The organism is Streptomyces sp. NPDC090442, assembly GCF_044769405.1.
GTDB lineage: Bacteria > Actinomycetota > Actinomycetes > Streptomycetales > Streptomycetaceae > Streptomyces.
This window is the reverse complement of the sequence record NZ_JBIVXW010000003.1, coordinates 219,802-243,349: the sequence shown is the minus strand read 5'-3', so window position 1 is coordinate 243,349 and position 23,548 is coordinate 219,802. Positions and strand designations below refer to the sequence as shown.

Annotated in this window: 20 protein-coding genes; 6 read left to right on the top strand and 14 right to left on the bottom strand. The window is 71.5% G+C overall.

Annotated features, from left to right (window positions below):
• Positions 1-112: 112 nt before the first annotated feature.
• Positions 113-1,114, top strand: a complete 1,002-nt coding sequence (locus ACIQU6_RS04450) for a heme A synthase (RefSeq protein ID WP_403480123.1) — start codon at positions 113-115, stop codon at positions 1,112-1,114.
• On the opposite strand, the gene ACIQU6_RS04445 is transcribed toward ACIQU6_RS04450, so the two are convergent.
• The 3 genes from ACIQU6_RS04445 to ACIQU6_RS04435 form a co-directional block, all read right to left on the bottom strand.
• On the bottom strand, positions 1,090-2,136 hold the full coding sequence (locus tag ACIQU6_RS04445) for an amidohydrolase (RefSeq protein ID WP_403480122.1): 1,047 nt from the start codon (positions 2,134-2,136) through the stop codon (positions 1,090-1,092). The genes ACIQU6_RS04450 and ACIQU6_RS04445 overlap by 25 nt on opposite strands.
• Positions 2,137-2,271: 135 nt before the next feature.
• Entirely contained in the window at positions 2,272-2,658 is a 387-nt protein-coding gene (locus ACIQU6_RS04440; protein WP_403480121.1) for a hypothetical protein, read from the bottom strand.
• A 71-nt stretch (positions 2,659-2,729) separates the two neighbouring features.
• Positions 2,730-3,680, bottom strand: coding sequence for a heme o synthase (locus ACIQU6_RS04435; RefSeq protein ID WP_403480120.1), 951 nt, complete (start codon positions 3,678-3,680; stop codon positions 2,730-2,732).
• Between the two features lie 520 nt (positions 3,681-4,200).
• Here ACIQU6_RS04435 and tkt point away from each other — a divergent pair.
• The 5 genes from tkt to pgl are packed head-to-tail and all read left to right on the top strand — an operon-like array spanning position 4,201 to position 10,811.
• Positions 4,201-6,288, top strand: coding sequence for a transketolase (gene tkt / locus ACIQU6_RS04430; RefSeq protein ID WP_403480119.1), 2,088 nt, complete (start codon positions 4,201-4,203; stop codon positions 6,286-6,288).
• A 35-nt stretch (positions 6,289-6,323) separates the two neighbouring features.
• Positions 6,324-7,442, top strand: coding sequence for a transaldolase (gene tal / locus ACIQU6_RS04425; RefSeq protein ID WP_403480118.1), 1,119 nt, complete (start codon positions 6,324-6,326; stop codon positions 7,440-7,442).
• 5 nt (positions 7,443-7,447) lie between these two features.
• Positions 7,448-8,977 (top strand): glucose-6-phosphate dehydrogenase, encoded by a 1,530-nt coding sequence (gene zwf / locus ACIQU6_RS04420; protein ID WP_403480117.1) that lies wholly within the window; start codon positions 7,448-7,450, stop codon positions 8,975-8,977.
• Positions 8,974-10,032: a glucose-6-phosphate dehydrogenase assembly protein OpcA gene (gene opcA, locus ACIQU6_RS04415; protein WP_403480116.1), complete on the top strand. Its 1,059-nt coding sequence runs from the start codon at positions 8,974-8,976 to the stop codon at positions 10,030-10,032. The genes zwf and opcA overlap by 4 nt, the downstream gene beginning before the upstream one ends.
• Positions 10,029-10,811 (top strand): 6-phosphogluconolactonase, encoded by a 783-nt coding sequence (pgl, locus tag ACIQU6_RS04410; protein ID WP_403480115.1) that lies wholly within the window; start codon positions 10,029-10,031, stop codon positions 10,809-10,811. Before opcA ends, pgl begins: the two co-directional genes overlap by 4 nt.
• A gap of 62 nt (positions 10,812-10,873) precedes the next feature.
• Here the strand turns inward: pgl and pgi are convergent, their stop codons facing one another.
• The 11 genes from pgi to uvrC form a co-directional block, all read right to left on the bottom strand.
• Entirely contained in the window at positions 10,874-12,526 is a 1,653-nt protein-coding gene (pgi, locus tag ACIQU6_RS04405; protein WP_403480114.1) for a glucose-6-phosphate isomerase, read from the bottom strand.
• A gap of 56 nt (positions 12,527-12,582) precedes the next feature.
• Positions 12,583-13,854, bottom strand: coding sequence for an MFS transporter (locus tag ACIQU6_RS04400; protein WP_403480113.1), 1,272 nt, complete (start codon positions 13,852-13,854; stop codon positions 12,583-12,585).
• Between the two features lie 247 nt (positions 13,855-14,101).
• On the bottom strand, positions 14,102-14,437 hold the full coding sequence (locus tag ACIQU6_RS04395) for an RNA polymerase-binding protein RbpA (protein WP_016578660.1): 336 nt from the start codon (positions 14,435-14,437) through the stop codon (positions 14,102-14,104).
• A 154-nt stretch (positions 14,438-14,591) separates the two neighbouring features.
• On the bottom strand, positions 14,592-14,828 hold the full coding sequence (gene secG, locus ACIQU6_RS04390) for a preprotein translocase subunit SecG (protein WP_403480112.1): 237 nt from the start codon (positions 14,826-14,828) through the stop codon (positions 14,592-14,594).
• A 138-nt stretch (positions 14,829-14,966) separates the two neighbouring features.
• Entirely contained in the window at positions 14,967-15,743 is a 777-nt protein-coding gene (tpiA, locus tag ACIQU6_RS04385; RefSeq protein WP_403480111.1) for a triose-phosphate isomerase, read from the bottom strand.
• Positions 15,744-15,749: 6 nt separating this feature from the next.
• Positions 15,750-16,961, bottom strand: coding sequence for a phosphoglycerate kinase (locus ACIQU6_RS04380; RefSeq protein WP_403480110.1), 1,212 nt, complete (start codon positions 16,959-16,961; stop codon positions 15,750-15,752).
• Between the two features lie 111 nt (positions 16,962-17,072).
• Positions 17,073-18,077 carry a type I glyceraldehyde-3-phosphate dehydrogenase gene (gene gap / locus ACIQU6_RS04375; RefSeq protein ID WP_274916292.1) on the bottom strand — a complete coding sequence of 335 codons (1,005 nt, stop codon included), beginning with the start codon at positions 18,075-18,077 and terminating at the stop codon, positions 17,073-17,075.
• Between the two features lie 252 nt (positions 18,078-18,329).
• A complete protein-coding gene (gene whiA / locus ACIQU6_RS04370; RefSeq protein ID WP_018536829.1) occupies positions 18,330-19,319 on the bottom strand; it encodes a DNA-binding protein WhiA in 990 nt (329 codons plus the stop codon).
• Complete coding sequence (gene yvcK, locus ACIQU6_RS04365; RefSeq protein WP_403480109.1) at positions 19,310-20,371, bottom strand: uridine diphosphate-N-acetylglucosamine-binding protein YvcK; 1,062 nt, start codon at positions 20,369-20,371, stop codon at positions 19,310-19,312. The genes whiA and yvcK overlap by 10 nt, the downstream gene beginning before the upstream one ends.
• Positions 20,368-21,258, bottom strand: coding sequence for an RNase adapter RapZ (gene rapZ / locus ACIQU6_RS04360; RefSeq protein ID WP_403480136.1), 891 nt, complete (start codon positions 21,256-21,258; stop codon positions 20,368-20,370). Before rapZ ends, yvcK begins: the two co-directional genes overlap by 4 nt.
• A 62-nt stretch (positions 21,259-21,320) precedes the next feature.
• The gene (gene uvrC / locus ACIQU6_RS04355; RefSeq protein WP_403480108.1) at positions 21,321-23,459 is read right to left on the bottom strand and encodes an excinuclease ABC subunit UvrC; all 2,139 of its coding nucleotides are present in this window, start codon (positions 23,457-23,459) and stop codon (positions 21,321-21,323) included.
• Positions 23,460-23,548: the final 89 nt, after the last annotated feature.

Here is a 23,548-nt window from a genome sequence, read left to right as displayed (position 1 = left end):
GGGACCGATCCTCGTGCCGCGTCCCTCGGGGCCGAGCCCCGAGCCGTCGGCCGGAAACCCGAACCGGGACCCTCGTGAAAACGCGCACAAGCCGCCGCCTACGATGACTTCCGTGCCGAACACGCTGAATCCCTTTGAGCTGATCGCCCGCCGCTGGCAGCCCTCCGCGCGCTTCGTCGAGCGGGCGGCGCTCGCCACCGTCGTGATGGCCGTGGTCATCGTCGTCACCGGCGGCGCGGTCCGGCTGACCGAGTCCGGCCTGGGCTGCTCGACGTGGCCCCAGTGCACCCCGGACAGCCTCACCCCGACCGCCGAGATGGGCATCCACGGCCTCATCGAGTTCGGCAACCGCCTGCTGACCTACGTGCTGTGCGCGTTCATCGGGCTGTTCATCGTGGCGGCCCGGGCCCGCGCGCCGCGCCGCCGCTCGCTCACCCGCCTCGGCTGGGCGCAGTTCTGGATCGTGATGGGCAACGCGGTCTGGGGCGGCATCGTCGTGCTGACCGGCCTCAACCCGTACCTGGTCGCCGCGCACTTCCTGCTCACCACCGCCCTGCTGACGGTCGCCGTGCTGAGCTGGCGGCGCGCCAAGGAGGGCGACGAGGAGCCGCGCGACACGGTCCCCCGACCGGTCCGGCAGTTGGCCTGGCTGCTGACGGCGGCCACCGCCGCGCTCACCCTCATCGGCACGGTCGTCACCGGCTCGGGACCGCACGCGGGCGATGCGCACAAGGTCCACCGCATCCCGCTGGACTGGCAGGAGATCACCCAACTCCACGTCGACTTCGTCTACGTCGTGGTCGGGCTGAGCGTGGCCCTGTGGTTCGCGCTGCGCGCGGTCAAGGCCCCGGCCGCCCCGCGCCGGGCGATGCTGGCGCTCTTCGGCTGCCTCGCCTTCCAGGGCGTCATCGGCTACGTCCAGTACTTCATGGGCCTGCCGGAGATCGTCGTCGGCCTCCACATGATGGGCTCGACCCTGGTGTGGATCGCCGTGCTGTGCATCGCCCTGTCGCTGCGCGACCGCGGCCCGCTCCAGGAGGGGAACCCCGCCGCGCCGGTCGCCGACGAGACCCCCGAGGCGCCCGACGCTCAGGTGGTCGCCGCCAGCCGGTAGACCCGGCGGGCCGTCCCCGAGCCGACCAGTTCGGTGATCCGCCGCCCGTCCGCGGCGGCGCACAGCCCCTCGGCGGTCCACTCCCCCACGACGCGTTCCATGGCCCGGGCGAAGAGCCGGGCGGCGACGACGTAGCGCTCGGGCAGCCCGCGGGCGCCCGAGGAGAACAGCAGCTTGCCGAACGGCGCCCGGCTCAGGGCCTCTTCGGGGTACGGGCCGGTGTCCGCGTAGACGTGGGCGTGCACGGCGGCGAGTTGGGCGGCCCGCCCGTGGTGCGGGGGCCCGGGCAGCAGGACGAGGTCGGAGCCGAGGCCGGCGGTGGCCCGCAGGAAGCCGGCGAGCGGCCGCGGATCGGGGCAGTGGAGCTGCACCGGCAGGCCGGTCGCCACCGCGCCCCACAGTAAGTGCCGGACGAGCGCGGGCTCGGCGAGCGGCTCCCCGGGGCGCCGGCCGCGCAGCCAACGGTCCGCGGCGCGTCGCACCTCGGCCGCCTCAGGGGCCCGCCCCTCGCAGTAGGTGGCGCCGGAGGCGAAGGCGGTGGCGTGCTGGCCGGCCGCGTACAGCGCCTCGGCGGTGTAGCCGAGGAACGCGTCCACGCTGCCGGAGGTGTCGGCGACCTGCTCGGCGAGCGGTTCGAGCCGGACGACCTCGTGGGCGTGGGCCCCGGCGGCGGCCGCGAGTTCGGGTGCCGAGGTCAGTCCGCCGGGACTGCCGGCCGCCACCAGGAACGTGCCGATGCCGGCGCCGCGCAACAGCATCCGCCCCGCGCGGAAGGCGCCCAGCTCCCGCCGGCGGGCCAGATAGCGCACCGGCGGGCAGTGCGGCTCCAGGCCGAGCAGCGGGGGGCACCAGCGGCGTATCGCGAGGCCGGCGCGGGTGTCGAAGAACGTGGTGCCCGCGGGCGCCGCCGGGCCCAGCGCCCCGACCGCGTCGGCCAGATGTGCCTCGAAGGAGCCGAGTCCCAGTTCGCCGTGGACGGCACCGTGGCTGAACTGGTCGATGAGCGGGGGGAGTCCGTCCATCCGCCTCTCCTCGCCGTCAGCCCGCCGTGCGTCGCCGGTGCACCGCGCCCGGTGAGCTTAACGGGCGAGCGGGCGGGGAGGTAGCGGGCCGGGCGCCCCGGCGCACGGCCAACGGGGCGCCCGGCCCGGGGAGTTTCAGGAGTTGGCAGGACCGCCGAGCTGGATGCCGGCCATCCGGGACCACTCGTAGCGGCCGGTGCGGACCTTCGCGGCCAACTCGCCGTCGAAGTCGTCCTGGAGGGAGAGACCGGCCTGCTCGGCGGCCTTCTGGGCCGCGGAGTAGCTGTCGGCGACCAGGTTGCCCCACTCGCCGTTGGCGCCGACCAGGGCGATCCGGGTGCGGCCGCGGCCGATGTGGGCGAGCTGGCCCTCGGCGCTGCCACCGTGCGCGCTCGCGAAGGCACGGATCTGCTTGGCGAGTCGGGCCGCCTGCTTCTCGGCCCGCTTCTCCGCCGGGGTCGCGGTGGCCGGGCCGCCCGCCGCCTGCTCGTCCGCCTGCTGGGTGTCTGCCATGGTCAGCATGCTACCGACCGGTACGGCCTTTGGGGAGGTGATCCCTCACACCCCTCAGGCCGACCGGTCCGGCGAGGGGATCAGCGCAGGAACGGGTCCACCGCGACGGCCACGAACAGCAGCGACACATAGGTGATGGACCAGTGGAAGAGCCGCATCTCCTTGAGCTTGGGCCCGGTGACGCCGGCCTTGGCGCGGGCCTGGAGGGCGTGCGCCTCGCGCAGCCAGAAGGCACCGCAGGCGACCGCGACCGCGGTGTAGAACCAGCCGGTGTAGCCCAGCGGCTGGAGCAGCAGCGAGACCGCGACCATCACCCAGCTGTAGGCGACGATCTGCCGGGCCACGACCTTGTTGCCCGCGACGGCCGGCAGCATCGGCACGCCGACCCGCTTGTAGTCCTCGGTGACCTTCATCGACAGCGGCCAGTAATGCGGCGGCGTCCAGAAGAAGATGACGAGGAAGAGGACCAGCGAGGCCCAGGAGACGGAGTTGGTCACCGAGGACCAGCCGATGAAGACGGGCATGCAGCCCGCGATGCCGCCCCAGACGATGTTCTGCGACGTGCGCCGCTTGAGGATCATCGTGTAGACGACGACATAGAAGAAGATCGCCCCGAGCGACAGCATCGCCGACAGCGGGTTGACGAGGTACCAGAACAGGGCGGTGGAGCCGACCGTGAGGGCGGACGCGAAGACCAGGCACTCGCGCGGCGAGACCATGCCCGTCACCAGCGGACGCTGGGAGGTGCGGTCCATCATCGCGTCGATGTCGCGGTCGAGGTACATGTTGTACGCCGCGGCGCCACCGGCGGAGAGGTAACCGCCGACGCAGGTGGCCAGCACGAGCCACAGGTCCGGCACTCCGCCGGCCGCCAGGAACATCACCGGCACCGTCGTCATCAACAGCAGTTCGATGACTCGTGGCTTGGTCAGCGCGATGAACGCCTTGACCCGGGCCCCGAACGGCCGGTTACCGGGACTCCCGGGGACCTGAGAGAGCCCCCCCGCAGGACGGGTTTCGACGGCCGTCACGCACACCCCTGGAAGTAACGTCAGCGGCCGCAGCCGCGGAAGATGAGGCCAGCAAGCTCCGCCGGCAGTGAACACCCGGTAAAGGCTTGCGCTTACCACGCCACTTTAGACGTTGGCCATACGGCGGCTCTCGCGGGGGTGGGGTCGTGTTGGGTGCCCGGCCGCGGACGCGCGGCCGAGACGCCCCGGACGCGCCCCGCGCCGGATCGCCCGGAGCTTTCCCCGCCGTTGACCCGGCGTTCGGGAGGCGGACGCGCCGGGCGCCCGGCAGTCTGGTCGTAGGGCGCAGCCCGACGCCGGGAATGCCCGGAGCGTCGAATTGGTTGCCCCAAGCGACAAAAACTCCGTGAGCGACACCGTCCGCCGACTGAGCGCCCAACCCCCCGACTGAGCACCGCCTGAGCGCCGAAATCGCCGACTGAGCGTCGAAAAGGCGGGCGCATTCACGGGGGTAGGCTCGACACCGCCTGGGCGGATATGCCGTCCGCGTTCGACATGTGGAGAGGAGCCCTGACTCAGGGTGAGCACCAAGCCGACCACCACAGATTTCGAGTGGACCGAACTGGACCAGCGGGCTGTGGATACCGTCCGAGTCCTGGCGATGGATTCCGTGCAGAAGGTCGGTAACGGCCATCCGGGTACGGCCATGAGCCTGGCGCCCGCCGCCTACGTGCTGTTCCAGAAGCTGATGCGGCACGACCCCGCCGACGCGGACTGGACCGGTCGCGACCGGTTCGTGCTCTCCGCCGGCCACTCCAGCCTGACGCTCTACCTCCAGCTCTTCCTCGCCGGCTACGGCCTGGAGTTGGACGACCTCAAGAGCTTCCGCACGTGGGGCTCGAAGACCCCGGGTCACCCGGAGTACGGCCACACCACCGGCGTGGAGACCACCACCGGCCCGCTGGGCCAGGGCGTCGCCAACGCCGTGGGCATGGCGATGGCCGCCCGTTACGAGCGCGGTCTGTTCGACCCCGAGGCGGCCCCCGGCACCTCCCCGTTCGACCACACCGTCTACGTCATCGCCGGCGACGGCTGCCTCCAGGAGGGCATCGCGGCCGAGGCGTCCTCGATGGCGGGGCACCAGAAGCTGGGCAACCTCGCCCTGCTGTGGGACGACAACCACATCTCCATCGAGGGCGACACCGAGACCGCGGTCTCCGAGGACACCCTCAAGCGCTACGAGGCGTACGGCTGGCACGTCCAGCGCGTCGAGCAGCTCCCCAACGGCGACCTGGACCCGGCCGGTCTGGCGAAGGCGTTGGAGGCCGCCAAGGCGGAGACCGAGCGGCCGTCGTTCATCGCGGCCCGCTCGATCATCGCCTGGCCGGCCCCCAACGCCCAGAACACCGAGGCCGCGCACGGCTCGGCGCTGGGCGACGAGGAGGTCGCGGCCACCAAGCGCGTGCTGGGCTTCGACCCGGAGCAGTCCTTCGAGGTCGCCGCCGAGGTCCTGTCCCACACCCGCGGGGCGCTGGACCGCGGCCGCGAGGCCAAGGCCGAGTGGGAGAAGGCGTTCGCCGCCTGGCGCACCGCCAACCCCGAGCGCGCCACGGAGTTCGACCGGATCGCCGCGGGCGAGCTGCCGGCGGGCTGGGAGGACCACCTCCCGGCGTTCGAGACCGGCAAGGCGGTGGCCACCCGCGCCGCCTCCGGCAAGGTGCTCCAGGCGCTGGGCGCGGTCGTCCCCGAGCTGTGGGGCGGCTCCGCCGACCTCGCCGGGTCGAACAACACCACCATCGACAAGACCTCGTCGTTCCTGCCGAAGGGCAACCCGCTGCCGGGCGCCGACCCGTACGGCCGGACCGTCCACTTCGGCATCCGCGAGCACTCCATGGCCGCGGAGATGAACGGCATCGCGCTGCACGGCAACACCCGCATCTACGGCGGCACCTTCCTGGTGTTCTCCGACTACATGCGCAACGCCGTCCGGCTGTCCGCCCTGATGCACCTGCCGGTGACGTACGTGTGGACGCACGACTCCATCGGCCTGGGCGAGGACGGCCCGACCCACCAGCCGGTCGAGCACCTGGCCTCGCTGCGCGCCATCCCGGGCCTGAACATCGTGCGCCCGGCCGACGCCAACGAGACCGCGCTCGCCTGGCGCGAGATCATGCGCCGCTGGACGAAGGAGTTCGGCGTGGGCGCCCCGCACGGTCTGGCGCTGACCCGTCAGGGCGTGCCGACCTACGAGGCCAACGAGGGCACCGCCAAGGGCGGTTACGTCCGCTTCGAGGCCGAGGGGGGCGAGGCACAGGTGGTGCTGATCGCCACCGGTTCCGAGCTGCAGCTGGCCGTGGCGGCCCGCGAGCAGCTCCAGGCCGAGGGCGTGCCGACCCGCGTGGTCTCGATGCCGTCCGTGGAGTGGTTCGAGGAGCAGGACCAGGCGTACAAGGACAGCGTGCTGCCGCCGTCGGTCAAGGCCCGGGTCGCCGTGGAGGCCGGCATCGGCCTGACCTGGCACCGCTACGTCGGGGACGCCGGCCGGATCATCTCGCTGGAGCACTTCGGCGCCTCCGCCGACGGCAAGTTCCTCTTCCGCGAGTACGGCTTCACCCCCGAAGCGGTGGCCGCCGCCGCCCGGGAATCGCTGACCGCCGCCGCGCGCTGACGCCCGCTATACGACACGTAGGAGATGCAAAACCCATGACGGACGCACTCAAGCGCCTTTCCGACGAAGGCGTGGCGATCTGGCTGGACGACCTGTCGCGCAAGCGCATCACGTCCGGCAACCTGGCCGAACTGATCGACCAGCAGCACGTCGTCGGCGTCACCACCAACCCGTCGATCTTCCAGAAGGCGATCTCCTCGGGCGACGGCTACCAGCAGCAGGTCGCCGACCTCGCCGCCCGCAAGGTCACCGTCGACGAAGCCATCCGCATGATCACCACGGCGGACGTCCGGGACGCCGCCGACGTGCTGCGCCCGGTCTTCGACGCCACCGGTGGCCAGGACGGCCGGGTCTCCATCGAGGTGGACCCGCGGCTGGCGCACCACACCGCGCCGACCATCGCCGAGGCCAAGCAGCTCGCGTGGCTGGTGGACCGCCCGAACACGCTGATCAAGATCCCGGCCACCAAGGCGGGCCTGCCGGCCATCACCGAGGTGATCGGCCTGGGCATCAGCGTCAACGTCACGCTGATCTTCTCGCTGGAGCGCTACCGCGAGGTGATGGACGCCTACCTCGCCGGTCTGGAGAAGGCCAAGGCCGCGGGCCTGGACCTGTCCGAGATCCGCTCGGTGGCCTCGTTCTTCGTGTCCCGCGTGGACACCGAGATCGACAAGCGCCTGGAGAAGCTGGGCACCGACGAGGCCAAGGCCCTCAAGGGCAAGGCCGCGCTCGCCAACGCCCGCCTCGCGTACCAGGCGTACGAGGAGGTCTTCTCCTCCGACCGCTGGGCCGCCCTCGACAAGGCGGGCGCCAACAAGCAGCGTCCGCTGTGGGCCTCGACCGGCGTCAAGGACCCCGCGTTCAAGGACACCCTGTACGTGGACGAGCTGGTCGCCCCGGGCACGGTCAACACCATGCCGGAGGCCACCCTGGAGGCCACCGCCGACCACGGCGAGATCACCGGTGACACGGTGCGCGGCCGCTACGCCGTCGCCAAGGCCGACCTCGACGCGATCGCCGCGCTCGGCATCTCGTACGACGACGTCGTCCAGCTCCTGGAGGACGAGGGCGTCGAGAAGTTCGAGGCGGCCTGGAACGACCTGCTCAAGTCGACCGAGGCGGAGCTCAAGCGCCTCGCTCCCTCGGAGGGCTGATCCCCTTGACCGTTCATGGAGCGAATCCGCTCCGTGACGCCGCGGACCGACGGCTCCCGCGCATCGCGGGGCCGTCGGGCCTGGTCATTTTCGGCGTCACGGGCGATTTGTCGCGCAAAAAGCTGATGCCCGCGGTCTACGACCTGGCCAACCGCGGCCTGCTCCCCCCGGGCTTCTCGCTGATCGGGTTCGCCCGTCGCGAGTGGCAGAACGAGGACTTCGCGCAGGAGGTGTACGAGGCCGTCAAGCAGCACGCCCGTACGCCGTTCCGCGAGGAGGTCTGGCAGCAGCTGGTCCAGGGCTGCCGCTTCGTCCACGGCGACTTCGACGACGACGAGGCGTTCGAGACCCTCAAGGAAACCATCGAGGAGCTCGACAAGGCGCAGGGCACCGGCGGCAACTTCGCCTTCTACCTCTCCGTGCCGCCGAAGTTCTTCCCCAAGGTCGTCCAGCAGCTCAAGAAGCACGGGCTGGCCGAGCAGAAGGAAAGCTCCTGGCGCCGCGCGGTCATCGAGAAGCCGTTCGGCCACGACCTGGCCAGCGCCCAGGAGCTCAACCGGATCGTCCACGAGGTCTTCCCGCCCAACGAGGTCTTCCGGATCGACCACTACCTGGGCAAGGAGACGGTCCAGAACATCCTGGCGCTGCGGTTCGCCAACACCATGTTCGAGCCGCTGTGGAATCGTTCCTTCGTCGACCACGTGCAGATCACGATGGCCGAGGACATCGGCATCGGCGGCCGGGCCGGCTACTACGACGGCATCGGCGCGGCCCGCGACGTCATCCAGAACCACCTCCTCCAACTGCTCGCGCTGACCGCCATGGAGGAGCCCGCCTCCTTCGACGCGGACGCGCTGGTGGCGGAGAAGTCCAAGGTGCTGGGCGCCGTCCGGCTCCCCAAGGACCTGGCCAAGGAGACCGTGCGCGGCCAGTACGCGGAGGGTTGGCAGGGCGGCGAGAAGGTCGTCGGCTACCTCCAGGAAGACGGCATCGACCCCAAGTCGAAGACCGACACCTACGCCGCGATCAAGCTGGGGATCGACAACCGCCGTTGGGCGGGCGTCCCGTTCTACCTGCGGACCGGCAAGCGCCTGGGCCGCCGGGTGACCGAGATCGCGGTGGTCTTCCAGCGCGCCCCGCACTCCCCCTTCGACCACACCGCCACCGAGGAGCTCGGGCAGAACGCCCTGGTCATCCGCGTCCAGCCGGACGAGGGCGTGACCGTGCGGTTCGGCTCCAAGGTCCCGGGCACCTCCATGGAGGTGCGGGACGTGTCGATGGACTTCGCCTACGGCGAGTCCTTCACGGAGTCCAGCCCGGAGGCGTACGAGCGGCTCATCCTCGACGTGCTGCTCGGCGACGCCAACCTCTTCCCGCGGGTGGAGGAGGTCGAGCTGTCCTGGAAGATCCTCGACCCGATCGAGGAGTACTGGGACAGGCACGGCAAGCCCGCGCAGTACCCGGCGGGCACCTGGGGCCCCGTGGAGGCGGACGAAATGCTCGCACGAGACGGACGGAGCTGGCGTCGGCCATGAAGATCGATCTGACGGAAACCACGGCCAGCGAGATCAACAAGGCGCTGGTCCAGGGTCGCCGCGCGGTCGGCACCCCAGCCATCGGCATGGTGCTCACCCTCGTCATCGTCACCGACGAGGAGAACGCCTACGACGCCCTGAAGGCGGCCAACGACGCCTCCCGCGAGCACCCCTCGCGGACCCTGGTCGTCATCAAGCGGGTCAGCCGGTCGCCGCGCGACCGCGCCAAGGCCCGCCTGGACGCCGAGGTGCGGGTGGGCACCGACGCCGGCACCGGCGAGACGGTGCTCCTGCGGCTGTACGGCGAGGCGATCGACCACGCCCAGTCCGTGGTGCTGCCGCTGCTGCTGCCGGACGCCCCGGTCGTGGTCTGGTGGGCCGTCAACGCCCCGATGGACCCGGCCAAGGACCCGCTCGGCGCGCTGGCCCAGCGCCGCGTCACCGACGCCTACGCCGCCGAGCAGCCCATCGCGGAGCTGACCGGCCGCGCCGACACCTACACCCCCGGCGACACCGACCTGTCCTGGACCCGGATCACGCCCTGGCGCTCGATGCTGGCGGCGGCGCTCGACCAGGCACCGTGCACGGTCACCTCGGCCGTGGTCGAGGGCGAGGGGTTCAACCCCAGCTGCGAGCTGCTCGGCATGTGGCTCGCCAGCCGGTTGGACGTGCCGGTCACCCGCGCCGACTCCGAGGGGCCCGGGCTCACCGAGGTGCGCCTGGAGACCACCGCCGGAACGATCGTCCTGGGCCGCCCGGACGCCTCGTTGGCCACCCTCTCCATGCCCGGTCAGCCGGACCGGGCGGTGGCGCTCAAGCGGCGGGAGACCTCCGAGCTGCTCGCCGAGGAACTGCGCCGGCTCGACCCGGACGACATCTACGCCGCCGCGCTCAAGTACGGCGTGGCACGGCTCCAGGTGCCGGGCAGCGGGTCGGCCGCGGACGTCAAGGCCGCGCCGGCGACCGGCGCGGACAAGGCTCCGGCCTCGGCGCAGGACGCCCCCGCCAAGCCCGCGGCGAAGAAGGCCGCCGCGAAGAAGGCGGGCGCCAAGTGAGCGCACCCCAGGTCGTCGTCCACCGCGACAAGGAGCTGATGGCGAAGGCCGCCGCGGCGCGACTGATCACCAAGATCGTCGACGCCCAGGCGGCCCGCGGCTCGGCCTCCGTCGTGCTGACCGGCGGGCGCAACGGCAACGGGCTGCTCGCGGCCCTGGCCGAGGCGCCCGCCCGGGACGCGGTCGACTGGTCCCGGCTGGACCTGTGGTGGGGCGACGAGCGGTTCCTGGCGGACGGCGACCCGGAGCGCAACCACACCCAGGCCCGCGAGGTGCTGCTGGACAGCGTCCCGCTCGACCCGGCCCGGGTGCACCCGATGGCGCCCTCGGACGGCCCGTACGGCCGGGACGCGGACGCCGCGGCCGAGGCGTACGCGGCCGAACTGGCCGCCGCCGCGGGCCCGGAGGACCATGGTCCGGTGCCGTCCTTCGACGTGCTGCTGCTGGGCGTCGGTCCGGACACCCATGTCGCCTCGCTCTTCCCGGAGTTGCCGGCCGTCCACGAGCGGGAGCGGACGGTGGTCGGGGTGCACGGCGCCCCCAAGCCGCCGCCCACCCGGATCTCGCTGACCCTGCCCGCGATCCGCGCGGCACGGGAGGTCTGGCTGCTGGCGGCCGGCGAGGACAAGGCCAACGCCGCGGCCATCGCGCTGTCCGGCGCCGGCGAGGTGCAGGCCCCGGCGGCCGGCGCGCGCGGTCGCAGCCGGACGCTGTGGCTGCTGGACGAGGCGGCCGCGGCCCAACTGCCGCGCGGCCTCTACCCCCCGGCGTCCTCGTAGGACCCGCGCACACGCTGATGGCCCCACCCCCGCTGCGGGGGTGGGGCCATCAGCGTTTGGGATCAACGCCCGCGCAGCTCGCGGTACTTGGCGACCAGGCCGGCCGTGGAGGCGTCCAGGCCCGGCACCTCGGCGCCGTCGGTGAGCGCCGGCTCGACCCGCTTGGCCAGGACCTTGCCCAGCTCCACGCCCCACTGGTCGAAGGAGTTGATGTTCCACACCGCGCCCTGGACGAACACCTTGTGCTCGTAGAGCGCGATCAGCTGGCCCAGCACCGACGGGCTGAGCTCCGACGCCAGGATGGTGGTGGTGGGGTGGTTGCCGCGGAACGTCCGGTGCGGCACCAGCTCCTCGGCGACGCCCTCGGCCCGCACCTCGTCCGCCGTCTTGCCGAACGCCAGCGCCTGGCCCTGGGCGAAGAGGTTGGCCATCAACAGGTCGTGCTGGGGGACCAGATGGGGCTGGAGGTCCTCGACCGGCCGGGCGAAGCCGAGCAGATCGGCCGGGATCATCTTGGTGCCCTGGTGGAGCAACTGGTAGTAGGCGTGCTGGCCGTTGGTGCCCGGGGTGCCCCAGACGACCGGGCCGGTCTGCCAGTTGACGGGGTGCCCCTGGCGGTCGACGGACTTGCCGTTGGACTCCATGTCCAACTGCTGGAGGTAGGCCGTGAACTTGGAGAGGTAGTGGCTGTAGGGCAGCACGGCGTGCGACTGGGCGTCCCAGAAGTTGCCGTACCAGATGCCCAACAGGCCCAGCAGCAGCGGGGCGTTCTCCTCCGGCGGGGCGGTGCGGAAGTGCTCGTCGACGAGGTGGAAGCCGGCCAGCATCTCGCGGAACCGCTCCGGGCCGATCGCGATCATCAGCGACAGCCCGATCGCCGAGTCGTAGGAGTAGCGGCCGCCGACCCAGTCCCAGAACTCGAACATGTTGTCCGTGTCGATGCCGAACTCGGCGACCTTCTCGGCGTTGGTCGACAGCGCCACGAAGTGCTTGGCGACCGCGTCCGCCCCCGCGCCGAGGCCGGTCAGCAGCCAGTCGCGGGCGGAGGTGGCGTTGGTGATCGTCTCGATGGTGGTGAAGGTCTTCGAGGCGATGATGAACAGCGTCTCGGCCGGGTCCAGATCGCGGACGGCCTCGTGCAGGTCGGCGCCGTCCACGTTGGAGACGAAGCGGAACTGCATGTCCCGGTGGGTGTAGGCGCGCAGCGCCTCGTACGCCATCGCGGGGCCCAGGTCGGAGCCGCCGATGCCGATGTTGACGACCGTCTTGATGCGGCGGCCGGTGTGGCCCTTCCAGTCGCCGGAGCGGACCCGGTCGGCGAAGGTGGCCATCTTCGTCAGCACGTGGTGCACCGCGGGGACGACGTTCTCCCCGTCGGCGGTGATGACGGCCGAACCGGGCGCGCGCAGCGCGGTGTGCAGCACCGAGCGGTGCTCGGTGAGGTTGATCCTCTCGCCGCGGAACATCGCGTCCCGCAGCTCGGCCACGCCGCACGCCGCGGCCAGTTCACGGAGCAGGCGCAGCGTCTCGTCGGTGACCAGGTGCTTGGAGTAGTCCAGGTGCAGATCGCCGACCTGGAGCGTGAGGCGCCCGGCGCGGCCGGGATCCTTGGCGAACAGCTCGCGCAGGTGCACCTCCTGGAGCTGCTCGCGGTGCTTGCTCAACGCGGTCCACTCAGGCAACTGGTCGAGCCTGCTGCGGCCTTCTGCGTTCATTCGGACATCAGCCTTCTTCGTCTCGTAGCGGCCCCGCCGTCCTCCAACTTAATTGATCAGGGCACGGTATGAGGTATCTGTCCGCTGTGGGACGAAGCGCTGTCGCCACCCCGAACAACCGGTGGCAACACCGCCGCGCCGAGCCCCAGCAGCGCGGCCGCCAGCAGCGCCGGGGAGTTGGGCCCGGCGGCCAGTGCGACCGCGCCGCCCAGCAGTGCGCCCAGCGGGGCACCGGCGATCGATACCGTGCGGAACGCGGAGCTGATCCGGCCCAGCAGCGCCACCGGGGCGCGCTGCTGCACCACCGTGACCTCCACGACGTTCCACACCGTGCCGGCAAAGCCGAACAGGCCGAGCGCCAGGGCCGCGGGCCACAGCGCGCGCACCGTGCCGAGCGCCACCAACACCGCGGCCTGCACGACGCCCGCCCACAGCAGGGTGCGCAACTGCCCACCCACCGCGGCGATGACCCGGCCGGCCAACAGCCCGCCGAGCACCGTCCCGGCGCCGTACCCCGTCATCACCCCGACATAGCCGACGTCCCCGGCGCCGAGCCAGTCCTTGACCAGCACGACCAGCTCCGCGATCAGCGCGCCGATGCCGACGTTGCCCAGCGCCACCGAGCCGCAGACCACCCGCAGCACCCGGTCCCGCCACAACGCCCGTATGCCCGCGGCGACTTCCCGGCGCAGGGTCCGCCCGGAGGCGGCCGGCGGCCGGGGCGGCGCGCCGATGCGGAGCGAGGCCACCAGCGCGGCGGCGACCAGATACGTCGCCGCGTCGGCCGCGAACGGCAGCGCGGCGCCCGCCGCGATGAGCACCGGTGCCACCGGCCCGCCGACGAACCGGCCGATGACCTCCTGACCGGTCATCAGGCGGGCGTTGGCCGCCGTCAGCGCCCGGTGGGGCACCACCGCCGGCAGCAGGGCGGTGGCGGCGTTGTCGAAGAGCGTCTGGAGGGTGGTGAGCGCGAAGGCCAGCGCCAGCACCAGCACGATACTCGCGGCGCCGGCGGCCACCGCCACCGCGAAGCCGGCCGTCAGCAGCCCGCGCGCCAGATCGACCGCCCACATCGCCCGTCGCGCCTCGACCCGGTCCGCGAGCGCGCCGCCGAGCAGCCCGAACAGCAGCCACGGCGCGAAGCCGCAGGCGGTGACCAGCGCGATCAGCAGCGGATCGGGTGTGAGCGCGCGGGCGAGCAGCGGCAGCGCCATGCCGCGCAGCGCGTCCCCGAAGCGGGAGACCACCGCGGCGCTCCACAGCCGCCCGAACCCGCCGCGCCAGTCCGGCGCCCCAACTCCCCCCGCACCGCTGCCTGTCCGCGCCATGACCGCCCCCGTACCGCGCGTCCCCCGGGACCCCCGAGCGGGATCCGTCCCTGCTCGCAACCGTACGGTCGCCCACTGACAACGGGCCTACGGCAACCTCCCCATCCCTCCCCTCAGATCCCGTCTCCCCGTTCGCCCTCGGAACGCGAAGGGCCGGGAACGCGAACGGCCCGGCGGGAGGGGCGGTTCCCCCCGGCCGGGCCGGTCGTGGTGTGCTGCGTGCGGTTTGCGGTGTGCTGCGGTTCCGTCAGATCTCGCCGCGGAGCTTGGCGAGCGCCTCGGCCAGGATCGCCTCGCCGTCGGCGTCGCTGCGGCGCTCCCGGACGTAGGCGAGGTGCGTCTTGTACGGCTCGGTACGCGGCGGGTCCGGCGGGCTGTCCCGGTCCTTGCCGGCCGGGAAACCACAGCGGGGGCAGTCCCAGGTGTCCGGCACCTGGGCATCGCCGGCGAAGCTGGGCTGCGTCTCGTGCCCATTGGAGCACCAGAAGGAGATGCGGATGCGCGGCGCGGACTCGCCGCGCTCGGCCTCCCCCATCGGCCCCGCCCCGACCCGACTTCCTCGGATCGCGTTGCCACTTGCCACGGTCGTAACTCCCTGCGTCATGGTGCCGCGTGCCTCTCGCAGCAGCTCCGCTGCGGGCGCCCCAGTCTACGTAAGGCCCAACGCGCGTCCAGTGACACGAGTTACCCGTCCCGGGACGCTGCCTTTCATGATAGGCCGCGTCTCCGACGGGATGTCAGCTACCGAGCTTCATCAGGACGCCGAGGACGACGATGCACGCGAACCAGAGCAGACCGATCACGATGGTGATGCGGTCGAGGTTGCGCTCGGCGACGGAGGAGCCGCCGACCGTGGACTGCATGCCGCCGCCGAACATGTCGGACAGACCGCCGCCCTTCCCCTTGTGCATGAGCACCAGCATCATCAGCAGCACGCTGAAGATGATGAGGGCGATCGAGAACCCGATGACCACGGCTGGACCAACTCTCTGAGGACTGTCGGACGGAACAAGCCGGCCGGGCGGGGCCGGACGGCACGGGGCCGGGCGGTGCGCACGACACCGGGCCCGGCCCCGACAGGGTACGACGGGCCGGGCCCGTCGTCATAGCTGCTACTGATCGCGGAAGCGGACGATCTTGACGAATTCGTCCGCGTCCAGGGCCGCGCCGCCCACCAGGGCGCCGTCGACGTCCGGCTGCGCCATGATCGCGGCGACGTTGCCGGACTTGACCGAGCCGCCGTACTGGATGCGGACCTTGTCGGCCAGCTCCTGGCTGTAGAGCTCGGCGAGGCGGCCGCGGATGGCCGCGCAGACCTCCTGCGCGTCCTCGGGGGTCGCGACCTCGCCGGTGCCAATGGCCCACACCGGCTCGTAGGCGATCACGATCGTCTCGGCCTGCTCGGCCGGGACGTCCTTGAGGCCGCCGTCGACCTGGGCGAGGGTGTGCGCGACCTGGTTGCCTGCCTTGCGGACGTCCAGGCCCTCGCCGACGCAGAGGATCGGGGTCAGGCCGTGCTGGAACGCGGCCTTGACCTTGGCGTTGCAGACCTCCTCGTCCTCACCGTGGTACTGGCGGCGCTCGCTGTGGCCGACGGCCACGTAGGCGCACTTCAGCTTGGCGAGCATGGCGCCGGAGATCTCGCCGGTGTAGGCACCGGAGTCGTGCGCCGAGAGGTCCTGGGCACCGTACTTGATCTTGAGCTTGTCGCCGTCGACGAGGGTCTGCACCGAGCGCAGGTCGGTGAAGGGCGGCAGGACCGCGACCTCCACCTGGTCGAAGTCCTTGTCGTTCAGGGCGAAGGCGAGCTTCTGGACGTGGGCGATGGCCTCAAGGTGGTTGAGGTTCATCTTCCAGTTGCCCGCCATCAGCGGGGTGCGGTCACTCACGGTTGTTCAGTCCTCCAGAGCGGCGAGGCCGGGGAGCGTCTTGCCTTCGAGGTATTCGAGGCTGGCGCCGCCGCCGGTCGAAATGTGGCCGAACTTCGACTCGTCGAAGCCCAGGTTGCGGACGGCCGCGGCGGAGTCGCCGCCGCCGACGACGGTGAAGCCCGTGCTGTCGAGCAGGGCCTGCGCGATGGCGGTGGTGCCACCGGCGTAGTCGGGGTGCTCGGCGACGCCGACCGGCCCGTTCCAGAAGACGGTCTCGGCGTCGACGATCTTGGAGGCGAACAGCTCACGGGACCTGGGGCCGATGTCCAGCCCCTCCTTGTCGGAGGGGATCTTGTCGGCGTCGACCGTCTCGAAGTTGGCCGGGGCCTTCGTCTTGAGGTCGGGGAAGTCCGCGGAGACCAGCACGTCCACGGGCAGCACGAGCTCGACGCCGTTCTTCGCGGCGCGCTCCATGTACTCGGTGACGGTCGAGATCTGGTCCTCCTGGAGGAGGGAGATGCCGACCTCGTAGCCCTTGGCCTTGAGGAAGGTGTACGCCATGCCGCCGCCGATCAGCAGCCGGTCGGCCTTGCCCAGCAGCTCGTCGATGACGGCGAGCTTGTCCGAAACCTTCGCACCGCCGAGGACGACCGTGTAGGGGCGCTTGACGTCCTCGGTGAGCTTCTTGAGCACGCCGACCTCGGTGGCGATCAGGTCGCCGGCGGCGTGCGGCAGCCGCTGGGGCAGGTCGTAGACCGAGGCGTGCTTGCGGTGCACGGCGCCGAAGCCGTCGCCGACGTAGAGGTCGGCGAGCTCGGCGAGCTGGTCGGCGAAGGCGCCGCGCTCGGCGTCGTCCTTGCTCGTCTCGCCGGCGTTGAAGCGGAGGTTCTCCAGGACGGCCACCTGACCGTCGGCCAGCTGCGCGGTCACGGAACGGGCGGACTCGCCGACCGTGTCGGTGGCGAACGCCACGTCCTGGCCGAGGAGTTCACCGAGCCGCCGGGCCGCGGGGGCCAGCGAGAAGGCGGGGTCCGGGGCGCCCTTGGGACGGCCCAGGTGGGAGGCGACGATCACCTTGGCGCCGGCCGCGGCGAGCTTGGCGATGGTCGGCTGGACGGCGCGGATCCGGCCGTCGTCGGTGATGGTGGTGCCGTCCAGCGGGACGTTGAGATCGGCGCGGACGAAGACCCGCTTGCCGGCGACGCCGTCCTGGATCAGGTCGTCGATCGTCTTCATGTGAAGTGACTCCGTTGTAGTCCGTCATGGGACGGGGCCCGTAGGTCGCGTTGCCGCGCCCTACGAGCCCCGTCCGCACATTCCGGTGCCTTGGGTGACGTCAGGCGGAGATCAGAGCTGGCCGCCGACGAAGACGGTGAGGTCCACCAGACGGTTGGAGTAGCCCCACTCGTTGTCGTACCAGCCGACGATCTTGACCTGCTTGCCCTGGGTCATCGTAAGGGAGGAGTCAAAGGTGCAGGAGGCCGGCCAGTTGACGATGTCCGAGGAGACGATCGGGTCCTCGGTGTACTCCAGGATGCCCTTGAGCTGACCCTCGGCGGCCTTCTGGAAGGCGGCGTTGATCTCGTCCTTGCTGACCTCGCGGTCGAGCTCCAGCACCAGGTCGGTGACCGAACCGGTGGGAACCGGCACGCGCATGGCGATGCCGTCCAGCTTGCCCTTGAGCTGCGGGAGGACCAGGGCGGTGGCCTTGGCGGCACCGGTCGAGGTCGGGATGATGTTCTCCGCGGCGGCGCGGGCGCGGCGCAGGTCCTTGTGCGGGAAGTCCAGGATGCGCTGGTCGTTGGTGTACGCGTGGACCGTGGTCATCATGCCCTTGACGATGCCGAAGTTCTCGTCGAGAACCTTGGCCATCGGCGCCACACAGTTGGTGGTGCAGGAGGCGTTGGAGATGACGTGGTGGTTGGCCGCGTCGTACTTGTCCTGGTTGACGCCCATCACGATCGTGATGTCCTCGTCCTTGGCGGGCGCGGAGATCAGGACCTTCTTGGCGCCGGCGGCGAGGTGCTTGGCGGCGTCCTCGCGCTTGGTGAAGATGCCGGTCGACTCGATGACGACGTCGGCACCGAGCTCGCCCCAGGGGAGCTTCGCCGGGTCGCGCTCGGCCATCGTCTTGAAGGTCTGGTCGCCGACCGTGATGGTGTCGTCGGTGTGGCTGACGTCCTGCTTCAGGCGACCCAGGATGGTGTCGTACTTCAGCAGGTGAACCAGGGTGGCGTTGTCGGTCAGGTCGTTGACACCGACGATCTCGATGTCCGCGCCCTGCTCCAGGAGCGCGCGGAAGTAGTTGCGACCAATGCGGCCGAATCCGTTGATGCCTACGCGGATCGTCACGAACCGATCTCCTCGTTGGTACGCCGGTTTTGGTAACCGGCGAGCTGTATGGGCTGTCCCCGACCGCCTACGACCCTACCCCCTGGAAGAGACGTACGTGACATTGACATCGGCCGCGAAAGGTGCTCAAGTGAGCGCCTTCGAGCCCCTCTGACGCCTTCGGGTTCGGCACCCCCATGACCTGCGGACGCACGACGCCCCCGGCACCCGTATCGGGTGCCGGGGGCGCGTGTGGTTCGGGCCCGGCGGAGGTCAGCTCACCATGCCGTCGGCGAGCTCCTCGGTGAGGTTGGACTCGGTGCCCGGGATGCCCAGGTCCTGGGCGCGCTTGTCGGCCATCGCCAGCAGCCGGCGGATCCGGCCGGCGACCGCGTCCTTCGTCAGCGGCGGATCGGCCAGCGCGCCGAGCTCCTCCAGGGACGCCTGCTTGTGCTCCATGCGCAGCCGGCCGGCCGCCGCGAGGTGCTCGGGGACCTCCTCGCCGAGGATCTCCAGGGCGCGCTGGACCCGGGCGCCGGCGGCGACCGCGGCCCGCGCCGAGCGGCGGAGGTTGGCGTCGTCGAAGTTGGCGAGGCGGTTGGCGGTGGCCCGCACCTCGCGGCGCATCCGCCGCTCCTCCCACGCCAGCACCGACTCGTGGGCGCCCAGCCGCGTCAGCAGCGCGCCGATCGCATCACCGTCACGGACGACGACGCGGTCGACGCTGCGCACCTCGCGGGCCTTGGCGCCGATGCCGAGCCGGCGGGCCGCGCCGACCAGGGCGAGCGCGGCCTCGGGGCCGGGGCAGGTGACCTCCAGGGAGGACGAGCGGCCGGGCTCGGTCAGCGAGCCGTGGGCGAGGAAGGCGCCGCGCCAGGCGGCCTCGGCGTCGCAGGTCGCGCCGGAGACCACCTGCGGGGGCAGGCCGCGGATGGGGCGGCCGCGGCCGTCCACCAGCCCGGTCTGCCGAGCCAGTTGATCGCCGCCGGCCACCACCCGGACCACGTAGCGACTGCCGCGCCGCAGCCCGCCGGGGGCCATCACCACCAGGTCCGAGGAGTGCCCGAAGATCTCCAGGATGTCCTTGCGGAGCCGGCGGGCGGCGATGCCCGTGTCGAGCTCCGCCTCGATCACGATGCGGCCGCTGACGAGGTGCAAACCACCCGCGAACCGCAGGATCGACGAGACCTCGGACTTCCGGCAGCAGGTCCGGGTGACGGGGAGCCGGGAGATCTCATCCTTCACCGCAGCCGTCATCGCCATGGGCCGATCCTTCCATGCATCCGAAAAATACGGTCGTACGCGGCTGCCAGCAGTTCCGGATCGTGCCGGTCGGGGGCTCCCCCGGCACCGGACCGGGCGTCGTCTCCGCGTGCAGCGACCGCGGCCAGCTCGACCTCGCTTCCCACCAGTTGCTTGGCGGCAACCGTCAGGCCGTCGATATCGGGCACCGCGGCCTCGTCGGCCAGCACCACGTCGAAGGCGAGTTTAGGGGCGTGTCGGGCCAAAACCTCCAAATGACGCTGCGGGGAGAAGCCCTCGGTTTCGCCCGGCTGGGGCGCAAGGTTGAGCGAGAGGACCTTGCGGGCCTGGGTCTCCTCCAGGGCCAGGCGTAGTTCGGGCACGAGCAGATGCGGGATGACCGAGGAGAACCACGAACCGGGGCCCAAGACCACCCAGTCGGCGTCCCGGACCGCGGCGACCGCCTCCGGGACGGCCGGCGGCTCCTCCGGGACGACGTGCACGGACTGCACCTCGCCGCGGGTGAGCGCGACCGTGGCCTGGCCGCGGACCGTGCTGATCTCGTCCGGGTGATCCTGGTCCAGACCCTTGACCTGGGCCTGGAGTTCGAGCGGCACCGCCGACATCGGCAGCACCCGGCCGTGCGCGCCGAGCAGCCTGCCGACCAGGTCCAGCGCCTGGACGTGGTCGCCGAGTTGCTCCCACAGGGCGACGATCAGCAGATTGCCGACGGCGTGGTCGTGCAGCTCGCCCTCGCTGGTGAAGCGGTGCTGGATCACCCGGGCCCAGGTCTGGCCCCAGTCGTCGTCACCGCACAGCGCGGCCAGCGCCTTGCGCAGGTCGCCGGGGGGCAGCACGCCGAGCTCGTCGCGCAGCCGGCCGCTGGAGCCGCCGTCGTCGGCGACGGTGACGACGGCCGTCACGTCCCGGGTGATCCGGCGCAGGGCGGCGAGCGAGGCGGACAGGCCCATGCCGCCGCCGAGGGCCACCACCTTGGGGGTGGCGCCCTTGGTGGCGCGGCCGCTGGGGACGAAGCGGCGGACCCGGCGCAGCCGCGGCGTACGGGAGGTCACTCGCGCCCCATGTCCCGGTGCACGACGACCGTTTCGACACCCTCGGAACTCAGCCGGCGGGCCAGCTTCTCGGACATCGCGACGCTGCGGTGCTTGCCGCCGGTGCAGCCGACGGCGATGGTCACATAGCGCTTGCCCTCGCGGCGGTAGCCGGCCGCGACCAGGCGGAGCAGCTCGGTGTAGCCGTCCAGGAACTCCTTGGAACCGGGCTGGTTGAAGACGTAGTTGGAGACCTCGTCGTTCAGGCCGGTGAAGGGGCGCAGCTCGGGGACCCAGTGCGGGTTGGGGATGAAGCGGCAGTCGACGACCATGTCGGCGTCGACCGGGAGGCCGTACTTGAAGCCGAAGGACATGACGGTGGCACGCAGCTCGGGGACCTCCTCGCCGGCGAACTGGGCGTCCAACTTGGCGCGCAGCTCATGGACGTTGAGGCTGGAGGTGTCGATGACCAGGTCGGCGTCGCCGCGCAGCTCGCGCAGCAGGTCGCGCTCGGCGGCGATGCCGTCGACGATCCGGCCGTCGCCCTGGAGGGGGTGCGGGCGGCGGACCGACTCGAAGCGGCGCACCAGGGCCTCGTCGGAGGACTCCAGGAAGACGATGCGGCGCTTGACGTTCTGCGCGTCGAGGGTGGCCAGGGACTCCTTGAGGTTGGCGAAGAAGCGGCGACCGCGGACGTCGACGACCACGGCGATCTTGGCGACATTGCCCTGGGAGCGGGCGCCGAGCTCCACCATGGGCGGGATCAGCTCGGGCGGGATGTTGTCGACGACGAACCAGCCGAGGTCCTCCAGGCACTTCGCCGCCGTGCTGCGGCCGGCGCCGGACATGCCGGAGATGATCACCAGCTCGGGGATCGCGGCGCTCTCGCCCTGGTCGGCTTCGCGCATCGTGCCCGTACTCACCTGTGCACCGTCTCTCTCGGGTTCCTGCGTCTCGTGCGGTCTGCTGCTCATCGGTCCTGCCCCCGTTCTGCTGACAACGCGGCCGGCGGGGCCCCGTCATCCTCAATGATCTCTCCTGTGGCGGTGTTCACCGCGGGGGCCGACGGCGCCGCGCCGGCCAGCGCCGCGGCGAGGATCTCGGCGGTCTTCCGGCCCACGCCCGGGACCTGGCAGATCTCCTCCACCGTGGCGGCCCGCAGCTTCTTCAGCGAGCCGAAGTGCTTCAGGAGTGCCTGGCGGCGGGTCTCGCCGAGCCCGGGGACGGCGTCCAGCGGGGACGCCTTCAGCCGCTTGCCGCGCTTGCTGCGCTGATAGGTGATGGCGAAACGATGCGCCTCGTCACGGACCCGCTGGAGGAGGTAGAGCCCCTCGCTGCTGCGCGGCAGCACCACCGGGTCGTCCTCGCCGGGCAGCCAGACCTCCTCCAGCCGCTTGGCCAGACCGCAGACCGCGACGTCGTCGATGCCCAGCTCGTCCATGGCCCGGCGGGCGGCGGCCACCTGGGGGGCGCCGCCGTCGACGACCACCAGTTGGGGCGGATAGGCGAACCGCTTGGGACGGCCGTCCTCGTCGGTGAGGCGCTCGGCGGAGTCGTCGGTCGGGGCGCCGGGCGAGTCGTCGGTCGGAGCGTCGCTGAGGGCCTCGGTCGGCTCCAGGGCGGAGGGCCCGGTCTGCTCGCCCTCGGGCGACTGCTCCGCTCCCCTCGGCTCCTCGACGGTCGGCTCCTCGCCCCACTCCCCCGACTTCTGCTTCTCCTGGAGGTAGCGCCGGAAGCGGCGGCCGACGACCTCGTGCATGGAGCGGACGTCGTCCTGCCCGGCGAAGCCCTTGATCTGGAAGCGCCGGTACTCGCTCTTGCGGGCGAGGCCGTCCTCGAAGACCACCATCGAGGCGACGACGTCCTCGCCCTGGAGGTGCGAGATGTCGAAGCACTCGATGCGCAGCGGGACCGTGTCCAGGTCGAGGGCCTGGGCGATCTCCTCCAGGGCACGGGAGCGGGTGGTCAGGTCGGAGGCGCGCTTGGTCTTGTGCAGGGCGAGGGCCTGTTGGGCGTTGCGCGCGACGGTGGCCATCAGGTCCCGCTTGTCGCCGCGCTGCGGGATGCGCAACGAGACCTGGGAGCCGCGGCGGTGGGTGAGCCACTGGGCGACCGGCTCGACGGGGTCGGGCAGCGCCGGGACCAACACCTCCTTGGGGACCGCGTCGCCCTGCTCCTCGCCGTAGAGCTGCTGGAGGGCGTGCTCGATCAGATCGCCGGTGGTGACCGCCTCCACCTTGTCGGTGACCCAGCCGCGCTGGCCGCGCACCCGGCCGCCGCGGACGTGGAAGATCTGGACGGCGGCCTCCAGTTCGTCCTCGGCGACGGCGATGAGGTCGGCGTCGGTGGCGTCGGCGAGGACCACCGCGCTCTTCTCCATCGCCCGCTTGAGCGCGCCTATGTCGTCGCGCAGCCGGGCGGCGCGCTCGTACTCCATCTCCTCGGCGGCCTCCTGCATCTGACGCTCCAACCGACGGAGGTGGGCGCCGGTGCGGCCGGCCATGAAGTCGCAGAATTCCTCGGCGAGTTCGCGGTGGTCCTCGGGGGAGATCCGGCCGACACAGGGGGCCGAGCACTTGCCGATGTAGCCGAGCAGGCAGGGGCGGCCGATCTGGGCGGAGCGCTTGAAGACGCCGGCGGAGCAGGTGCGCACGGGGAAGACGCGGAGCAGCAGGTCGACCGTCTCGCGGATGGCCCAGGCGTGGGCGTACGGGCCGAAGTAGCGCACGCTCTTCTTCTTGGCGCCGCGCATCACCTGGACGCGGGGGAACTCCTCGCCCAGGGTCACCGCGAGGTACGGATAGCTCTTGTCGTCGCGGTACTTGACGTTGAACCGCGGGTCGAACTCCTTGATCCAGCTGTATTCGAGCTGGAGCGCCTCGACCTCGGTGGAGACGACCGTCCACTCCACGGAGGCCGCGGTGGTCACCATCGTGCGCGTGCGCGGGTGGAGACCGGCCAGGTCCTGGAAGTAGTTGGCCAGGCGCTGGCGCAGGCTCTTGGCCTTGCCGACGTAGATGACCCGGCCGTGCTCGTCGCGGAATTTGTAGACCCCCGGCGAGTCGGGGATCTGTCCCGGCTTGGGTCGGTAGCTGCTGGGGTCTGCCATGCCCACCACCCTACTGACCGCCGCTGACAATCAGGGTCGAGGCGGCGGAGCCCGCCCCGGCCGCACCCGGTGACGGGGCGGCGGGACGG

What these genes read in the sequence shown, in the direction of transcription:
- ACIQU6_RS04445 (WP_403480122.1), bottom strand. Translation starts at nt 2,136, where the DNA reads ATGGACGGACTCCCCCCGCTCATCGACCAGTTCAGCCACGGTGCCGTC.
- ACIQU6_RS04440 (WP_403480121.1), bottom strand. Translation starts at nt 2,658, where the DNA reads ATGCTGACCATGGCAGACACCCAGCAGGCGGACGAGCAGGCGGCGGGC.
- tal (WP_403480118.1), top strand. Translation starts at nt 6,324, where the DNA reads ATGACGGACGCACTCAAGCGCCTTTCCGACGAAGGCGTGGCGATCTGG.
- opcA (WP_403480116.1), top strand. Translation starts at nt 8,974, where the DNA reads ATGAAGATCGATCTGACGGAAACCACGGCCAGCGAGATCAACAAGGCG.
- pgi (WP_403480114.1), bottom strand. Translation starts at nt 12,526, where the DNA reads ATGAACGCAGAAGGCCGCAGCAGGCTCGACCAGTTGCCTGAGTGGACC.
- ACIQU6_RS04400 (WP_403480113.1), bottom strand. Translation starts at nt 13,854, where the DNA reads ATGGCGCGGACAGGCAGCGGTGCGGGGGGAGTTGGGGCGCCGGACTGG.
- ACIQU6_RS04380 (WP_403480110.1), bottom strand. Translation starts at nt 16,961, where the DNA reads ATGAAGACGATCGACGACCTGATCCAGGACGGCGTCGCCGGCAAGCGG.
- whiA (WP_018536829.1), bottom strand. Translation starts at nt 19,319, where the DNA reads ATGGCGATGACGGCTGCGGTGAAGGATGAGATCTCCCGGCTCCCCGTC.
- rapZ (WP_403480136.1), bottom strand. Translation starts at nt 21,258, where the DNA reads ATGCGCGAAGCCGACCAGGGCGAGAGCGCCGCGATCCCCGAGCTGGTG.
- uvrC (WP_403480108.1), bottom strand. Translation starts at nt 23,459, where the DNA reads ATGGCAGACCCCAGCAGCTACCGACCCAAGCCGGGACAGATCCCCGAC.